Annotated in this window: 7 protein-coding genes; 1 reads left to right on the top strand and 6 read right to left on the bottom strand. The window is 35.9% G+C overall.

Features of this window, described 5'->3' with window-relative positions:
• Window positions 1–452: 452 nt before the first annotated feature.
• Both L1077_RS26835 and L1077_RS26830 read right to left on the bottom strand, forming a co-directional pair.
• Window positions 453–1,475 carry a DUF2235 domain-containing protein gene (locus tag L1077_RS26835; protein ID WP_237139825.1) on the bottom strand — a complete coding sequence of 341 codons (1,023 nt, stop codon included), beginning with the start codon at window positions 1,473–1,475 and terminating at the stop codon, window positions 453–455.
• 212 nt (window positions 1,476–1,687) lie between these two features.
• Window positions 1,688–2,005, bottom strand: a complete 318-nt coding sequence (locus L1077_RS26830; protein ID WP_237139824.1) for a DUF1330 domain-containing protein — start codon at window positions 2,003–2,005, stop codon at window positions 1,688–1,690.
• A gap of 192 nt (window positions 2,006–2,197) precedes the next feature.
• On the opposite strand from L1077_RS26830, the gene L1077_RS26825 reads away from it, so the two are divergent.
• The gene (locus tag L1077_RS26825; RefSeq protein ID WP_239033123.1) at window positions 2,198–2,776 is read left to right on the top strand and encodes a nucleoside deaminase; all 579 of its coding nucleotides are present in this window, start codon (window positions 2,198–2,200) and stop codon (window positions 2,774–2,776) included.
• Window positions 2,777–3,308: 532 nt separating this feature from the next.
• Here L1077_RS26825 and L1077_RS26820 read toward each other — a convergent pair.
• From L1077_RS26820 to L1077_RS26805, 4 genes are all read right to left on the bottom strand, one after another.
• The gene (locus L1077_RS26820) at window positions 3,309–3,932 is read right to left on the bottom strand and encodes a hypothetical protein (protein WP_237139823.1); all 624 of its coding nucleotides are present in this window, start codon (window positions 3,930–3,932) and stop codon (window positions 3,309–3,311) included.
• 621 nt (window positions 3,933–4,553) lie between these two features.
• Window positions 4,554–5,024, bottom strand: a complete 471-nt coding sequence (locus L1077_RS26815) for a DUF6265 family protein (protein ID WP_237139822.1) — start codon at window positions 5,022–5,024, stop codon at window positions 4,554–4,556.
• A 695-nt stretch (window positions 5,025–5,719) separates the two neighbouring features.
• Window positions 5,720–6,040 (bottom strand): hypothetical protein, encoded by a 321-nt coding sequence (locus L1077_RS26810; protein WP_237139821.1) that lies wholly within the window; start codon window positions 6,038–6,040, stop codon window positions 5,720–5,722.
• Between the two features lie 506 nt (window positions 6,041–6,546).
• A complete protein-coding gene (locus L1077_RS26805; RefSeq protein ID WP_237139820.1) occupies window positions 6,547–6,966 on the bottom strand; it encodes an ester cyclase in 420 nt (139 codons plus the stop codon).
• Window positions 6,967–7,031: the final 65 nt, after the last annotated feature.

Genomic DNA, 7,031 nt, shown 5'->3' with positions numbered 1-7,031 from the left:
ATTAACTATCAAATGAATATTTCTCTATTCGTCTTAAAAGTAGCTACCATAACAGCCACCTAGTTATCATGTTGACATTAATTTGATTGAAAAAAGCTGGCATGAACTGCCTGCTTTTTATTTGCTCAGCTCATGTCACACATTGAATTTTAAAAAAAGAGAGACAAATTCACCTTGTAACGAGTAAAAATGAAGGCATAACCCGATTATTGACAACTCTGAAATACTATTAGTTGAAGAGTCAAAGCCTCTTATCAAGCAAAAGTGTGATTATTGTATAGTTAAAAGAGATGAAGATCACAAGTCAGGTACAGTTCAGCTCGAACACAAAAAATTCAATTACTCACTACAACTAAACAAGTTAACTCAGTTTCTTTTGAATCAATGGATACATTTAAGGTTCTTTAGCGTTGTCATATGTCAAGGCATTCTGACAACGCTGATTTATATTATTATTGAGTAACCTGCCTTTTATCCTCAAGCTTTTCCATAAACTCAATGGCATTTTGTGGTTGATAGCTCTCGCTGTCAGAAATACGTTTGTATACACTTTCATGCAATGATTCATTGGTACGCTTGCCTACCCCAAGCTTTCGAACCCTTTCTGTGATTTTATATAGCCAACTCATGGAGTCTCTATATTCATCTAAATGATAAGGACGATAATATGACAAAAATGCTTCATTGAAAATCAATCCATGCGCTTTGGCACAATCCTTTATCCAATGCAAAGAGATATTTGCTAACCCATCTTGCGAATAACCACCACCGATATTGCTATGGCTTCCTGCAAACCATTTTTGCTCTAATGTTTGTTTAGAGCCTTCAGGTAATGTCCAGATTGCAGGTTTAAATGGTCCTCGCTTTTCATCTATTGCTAAAGCATGATAAGCATGTTCAATATTTTCAGTGAGGCTCACATCGTGGAATCGATAGCGCCCATTGATCAAATCAAAGTCAAAGGGTAAACCTAATGCGCCAACGGTATCCCACACACCAACAAATTTAATCGACACATCTGTACAGTTATGTTCAGCCTTAAATTTATCAACTTCACTGTCGGGCGCTGTATTACGATAGAGCCTATATGCTTCAGGCATATAAAAAGCATGGTCTTTTGGCAATAATCCAATTTTGTTAATTAGCCCTATTACACTGCGGATCGTATAAGCTCCACGGCTAAAGCCGAAACCATAGATCTCGTCTCCTGGCTGATAGTTTAAAACTAAAAATTGATAAGCACGTATAACATTTTGGGATAAACCTAAGCCAAAGCCGCCACCTAAAATCCTGTCCATCCCCCACTGTGTTCCGACACCTTCGCTATAATAAACTACTTGGTGCACACCATCGGGACAGACAGGGTCAACGCCTCTCGCTAGTTTTACCACATTAGTTGGTTTTCTTTTCCCTCGATCATATTGCGCAGGCTTATTCCAAGTACCATCCATACACAACACCAATCTTTTCATCATTTATCCTTTTAAATCAGCATGATTAAAGTTGGTGGTAAGATACAATTAAACTCTTGTATTAAAAAGGGCAAACTTCACCTTTACTTTAAATAAAAGTAAATTAGCGATTGTTTTTTGACCAAAAATCATACATTACCTGCTCTGACATTTGCCTACTTTATATAGTTGAACAGCCATGCCATTACCAATAGTACCTGCGCGATCTGAAACTATCAGGTATCAAGCTCTTCAACAGCATACCCACGAATAATTGTGAAACTTCCAACAGAAGGCGAAAAATAAGCTGATTTAACTGCTTGATATCTTGGGTCATCAAAAAATGAAGTCATGATACTTTTACTTGGAAATCGCAGCGTAAATACACGATTAATACATTCGTTTACTTCGCTTTTAAATACCTCTGAAACGCGAAAGTCATAGCCAAACTCACCACCATTCTCTTCTAAAATGGGTTTCATAGCAGTGCGATACTGACTATATACAACATCATCCAGCACCTCTAACCCGACTAGCATTTCATATTTTGCCATTGTGTATTCCTTCCTTATTTATAATGTTTACCATATTGAGATAGGCAGCTTTATAAAACAAGCTCAATAGTGAACTTTTTCAAAGCAATCTATTTTTCCCTATTTTTCAGCATTAAATTTATCCTCATACTTCACAATTGCTCCTTATTGTTCTTTTATATAATAGTTAGTAGTAATTAAATGGATAAACTCATGATCCAACCACTATTCGATGGCGAGACAGACATAAACGACACTCACCTTAATGTAATCGCTCACATGCCAACTTTAAGCCTACCTGTTATCACTACTGATGAATTTAATCAAAAGCTAAGTGACGTAGACTATATGCGGATCGCTGTGCTACTTGCTAAAAAAAGTTATGGAGAAGGCGGATGCCCGATTGGCGCTGTTATCGTCAACAACACAACCAAGCAAATTGTCGGAAAAGGTCACAATACGTTGGTTCAAGAATCACACCCTTATAACCATGGTGAAACATCAGCAATTCGCGACGCTGGCAGAATTGATTTTTCACAGACCACGCTTTACACCAGTTTGAGCCCATGTGATGTGTGCGCAACCTTGCTTTACATGCGAGGCTTTCAACGCGTGGTTGTTGGAGATGTTACCAATGCATGCGGTAACGAAGCATTATTAAAAGAAAAAGGCATTACAGTCGATATTCTCGAAGATAAGATGGGTGTAGTTCAATACGCTCAATTTAGGCAAGAAAAACCAGATCAGGATTTAGAAGACTGGCAAGGTCTCGCGGCCGTTTCAAAGCCTTAGATTGCGTTTTGGTACATAGACCTGCGTGTATTAATTGCTCATGATTGGGTGGTTAATACATCCGCCACGACCCTAATATTCAATCACGCATAACTATTACCACTATTTAGTCAACTTGTTAACTGCTAGAAACTAAATTCAATACTTCGTAAGCTTATACGCAAAAGATATTACTAATACCCTAAAGCGCACTTGTTGTTAGCCATGATTTACAAATTACTGCTACGAGCTTAGCGAAAGAGCAAATTTTAATTAATTTGTCGAATACTCATAAACTACCCGAACAGCTTATAGATGCACGGAGCATATGACCAATGACCACTAAAATAACAAAGCGGATAACCACATGAGAAAATAATTAGTGTACCCCCTTAATCAGGATCACTGACTATATATTTATGTTCTAAAAATAAAAAAGAACTACACTATGTAACTGCGTAGTTCTGTATTTTTATGTGGTTTAAGTTACTTCATCCGTCTTGTTTTTGCCAATGGGCAACTTTCAATAACTCATAGCTCTCACAGTAATTTATTATAGAAAATCATCCCCACATAGGATTAACATATCACCGCGTCGGCATTGCTGGATCATTGGTGGTCTCAACGTTCTGGTAGTCTCGGTTACATTACCGTCATTGTCCGTCACTCTTAGTTTCACAGTGCTTGTAGTACGGATATCTACATGGCTACGGGTCGTACTCACTCCATTTACCCACTTCTCTACCTTTTGCACCTGACCATCGCGGTCACTGTAATTAAAATCTGCAACAATCACGTCAGCTTCATAATAAGTGATACCAGTAATTCGGTCATAATGCGATTCGACCAAATGCTCTGTAATATTTGCTTTAGGCGTATACTGACATGACTCTCGTGAACTGGTGTTATATCCTTTATTAGGCAATGGTGCATCACATCTATAAGTTGTCCAGTTACCATTCTCATACTTTGTTTCTTTTAATGTTATCCACTGAGAATGATGCTGGCTGACGTACTCATTGAGGTACTCACCAGAAGCGTGACAGCTAGCCCAACCATACCAATATGGGGTTTGTACTGTCGTTGTTTTACAGTTGACCTTTTGGTCTCCAGCAGCAAAAACACTAGCAGATAAAACAGTTATAGAAGCAATAGCGACCTTTGATAGTAAATTCATAATTACCCTTATTAATTTTACGAGATTTTAAATTTATTATTTTAATTATCCCACTAAGCAGTGGTTGTAAATAACACTAGCAAACATAATTTAGCTATACAAACCATGCACTTACAAAAATGTAAAATATAACAATTCTACTTTTCAACGTAGAATTCAAAGTAAAAATAACAACAACCTACAACCCCATTAACTTTTAATTATAACATTTTATAATATTGATATTTTTTAATTATTAGAATTTTAAGGACACTATATTAATAAGTCCCTTCTACTTTATAGCGAATGAGGTCTATCAATTTGACCCTAATTACTATAGGTATCCTTAATTTATGAAAAACATCTTATTATTAAAGCGCTTCCCAATGATTTATTTTACTTACAGGTCATTATTGATATTTTCGTATAATGTAAGGCTTTACTTTACCAATTAGACCAAGTTCGAAACGGAATAAAATAGGTGTGTGATAACACTACAACATCAATGTCATTACAACATGGCCAAAATTGAGTGCAGACCTAACTCAATGCAACAACTTGACGATAAAAAGAAAAGCTAAATTTGTATGAAAATTAAACTTATCTACTTTTCTAAACTCCTTATTTAGATTTTTCAATCTATCATTTATCGATTTCACGCATAAACTTTATTGAAAAGCCCTTTCCTTTTTCTCCAGTGACTGCAACAGTGATGTTATTTTCACTTTTAAATTGATAAGTTAGCTTTTTAGGAAAATCATGATCTGGATTCTCAAATATTGCAGTTTCAGCTGTGCAACTAGTCAATTTAAATGCAATCGGCAAACTATTACTTGCAACTTTTGCCACATAAAACACCTCCCCTGACATCTCAACAAGTCGTAAAGTTTCAACACTAACTGTTTTGCTCTTTTTTATCGAGTAGGTGTAGCCTGAGCCCTCAAACGTCGAATTACTTACCTTTTTCCATGACTCTTTCACTTGCAACTTACTACTTTTTGAGCTCCAACCGCCAATAAGCCAAGATAAAGATTCAAGAGAATCGCACGTATTTTCTTCTGCTAGTGTATGAAAAGCAAAAAATATTATGATGAGATATGCAAACTTAGACATAAAAAACTCCTTTTAGCTTTTGATAAATACACGTTTAAGAAATTTAGAAAAAGCAATTGGTTTTGAGCTTAAATAAAAGCACAGTTCACGTTTTTTGCCACTATTCGCTAAACAAACATAAGTGAAATTTTTATTTAATAAAATAACCTCTTACCTAACCGAACTCTATCTTTGTGTACCCACTTTACAAAATTTTACTTTGATATTTTCCCTAGTAATGTATATTTAAATTTAGTAATTAACAAAAACACATACACAAGGAATGATAATGAACCTGAAGTTTAAGAAAAAGAAAATCAAAAATTTAAGTAAGACTACTACCAACTTAGATAAAGGAGCCACACCTAATATTGCAGGTGGATATAGCCCAACTCCCAACATAACTAACTTGGGATGTACAACCATATGTCCGAGCTTTTTACAATGTAACTCCAATTCAATTATTCACAACTGTAATGCAACCACGGCAACTTGTTAATTTTTTAAGTTGCGAGGCGTAGCGCATCGCAACTTTTTCTAGTTTAGTTTGCAATGAACATTAAGTAATAAGAATAAACACCCCACATATAAACTGATAAAGCTGTAACTTTCGGGTTTAAACAGAATTTAGTAATGAAACCCTATTTAACAAATCTCATGTATAATTGTTTAACCCTTATCGAGGTTAGCCCAAGCATATCTCCTCACAAGTTAAGCTAAGTCGAAAGATAGTCCCTTTGTTTTATCACTAATTGCAATGAAACCAGTATCGGAGCTATAAATACGGCAAGTAAATACAGGCTAATCGTACTAGCAAAAAAGCTTGCTGCTGAAGAAGCAATAACGCCAGATATAATATATAGCTTTAATCTAATGGGCTTTGTATTTTCTTGCAATGGAAATAAAGTTAGTCCGATTAGGCTGATTGCCCCCCAAAAACCTACTAAGCCTAATATAATAAGTATAAGAATAAGCACCTTACTCCATATGTCTTGCTCAAGGCCGATCAACAATGCAGGGCTAAATATAAGCGCCATAATCAACACAATAAGCGACGGACCAAATGCTAGGATAAACTCTAATATATAATAACCTTTTCACTTTACTCATCGGACTGTTTTTTAACACGTTTAGCCTCGCGGAGCCCTTTACGCTATACACAGCTTAAAATTAGAAGTAGCCTTCGTTTTAAGCAATCCAACACAACACGATATTTTAAATGGGTCCAAATTCACGCCAGTTAATATGAACCCAAAAACACTTAGCTAGAGCTATATTTTTAACGCCAAACTATCAAACATCACCCGATAGCTATCAAAAAGTTAGCTTTAGTGGCTAACATCAATAAAAATAACATACATGCTAAGCTATTGGCTAAAGGTACTGGCCATGATAGTAAATGTTGTTTTTAAATTTATGAGTCTTCTGAGAGCTAAAAACCATGTGTATCACTAACGAAACTGCACCAAGTTTGAACTAAACCGGCATATCAATATAAAACAGAAAATGAAAAGGGTTGCAGCCTTGATAATGCCTATTAAGCCTATTCGTTTTGATTGCTTTGCATTTGCTGAAAAACTCCAAGCCGATCAGCAACCTGCCAGTGCCCAGTGATAAGGTTATTTTGGAAATAATAAACAGTTGCCCCAGACATCGTTATTTTTTTACCAGAAGGTGGAATACCCGCTATTTCTCCCAAATGTGTGGCGCTCCAACGCCAAGTAATGCAAATACTATCTTCTTTTTCATACAACTCTTGAATATCAAAGGCTTGATCAGGAACTGGCGCCCTCGATACTGATACTCTCTCTTGAAAATCAGCTACATCTAACTCCATCCCTTCCCACGGATCCGCAGGGTCATGAACTATAGTGTATTTTTCAGCAATATATTTGGGGATAGCGTTAATATCTCCTTCATTCCAAACCTTTTGAATGAACTCTTTCAAAACTTCCTGCTTCATAACTTTCTTCTTGATACAACTACTTATACTTCATTTATTATTTCTTATATTTTAGAATATAGTAC

The sequence above is a fragment of the Pseudoalteromonas luteoviolacea genome (assembly GCF_021654285.1).
GTDB lineage: Bacteria > Pseudomonadota > Gammaproteobacteria > Enterobacterales > Alteromonadaceae > Pseudoalteromonas > Pseudoalteromonas luteoviolacea_J.
The sequence above is the reverse complement of the archived record's forward strand: the minus strand, read 5'-3'. Positions and strand labels throughout refer to the sequence as shown.

Excerpts from the sequence above, each read along its gene's own strand:
- L1077_RS26835 (WP_237139825.1), bottom strand. The coding sequence starts at position 1,475 with ATGATGAAAAGATTGGTGTTGTGTATGGATGGTACTTGGAATAAGCCT.
- L1077_RS26830 (WP_237139824.1), bottom strand. The coding sequence starts at position 2,005 with ATGGCAAAATATGAAATGCTAGTCGGGTTAGAGGTGCTGGATGATGTT.
- L1077_RS26825 (WP_239033123.1), top strand. The coding sequence starts at position 2,198 with ATGATCCAACCACTATTCGATGGCGAGACAGACATAAACGACACTCAC.
- L1077_RS26820 (WP_237139823.1), bottom strand. The coding sequence starts at position 3,932 with ATGAATTTACTATCAAAGGTCGCTATTGCTTCTATAACTGTTTTATCT.
- L1077_RS26815 (WP_237139822.1), bottom strand. The coding sequence starts at position 5,024 with ATGTCTAAGTTTGCATATCTCATCATAATATTTTTTGCTTTTCATACA.
- L1077_RS26810 (WP_237139821.1), bottom strand. The coding sequence starts at position 6,040 with ATGGCGCTTATATTTAGCCCTGCATTGTTGATCGGCCTTGAGCAAGAC.
- L1077_RS26805 (WP_237139820.1), bottom strand. The coding sequence starts at position 6,966 with ATGAAGCAGGAAGTTTTGAAAGAGTTCATTCAAAAGGTTTGGAATGAA.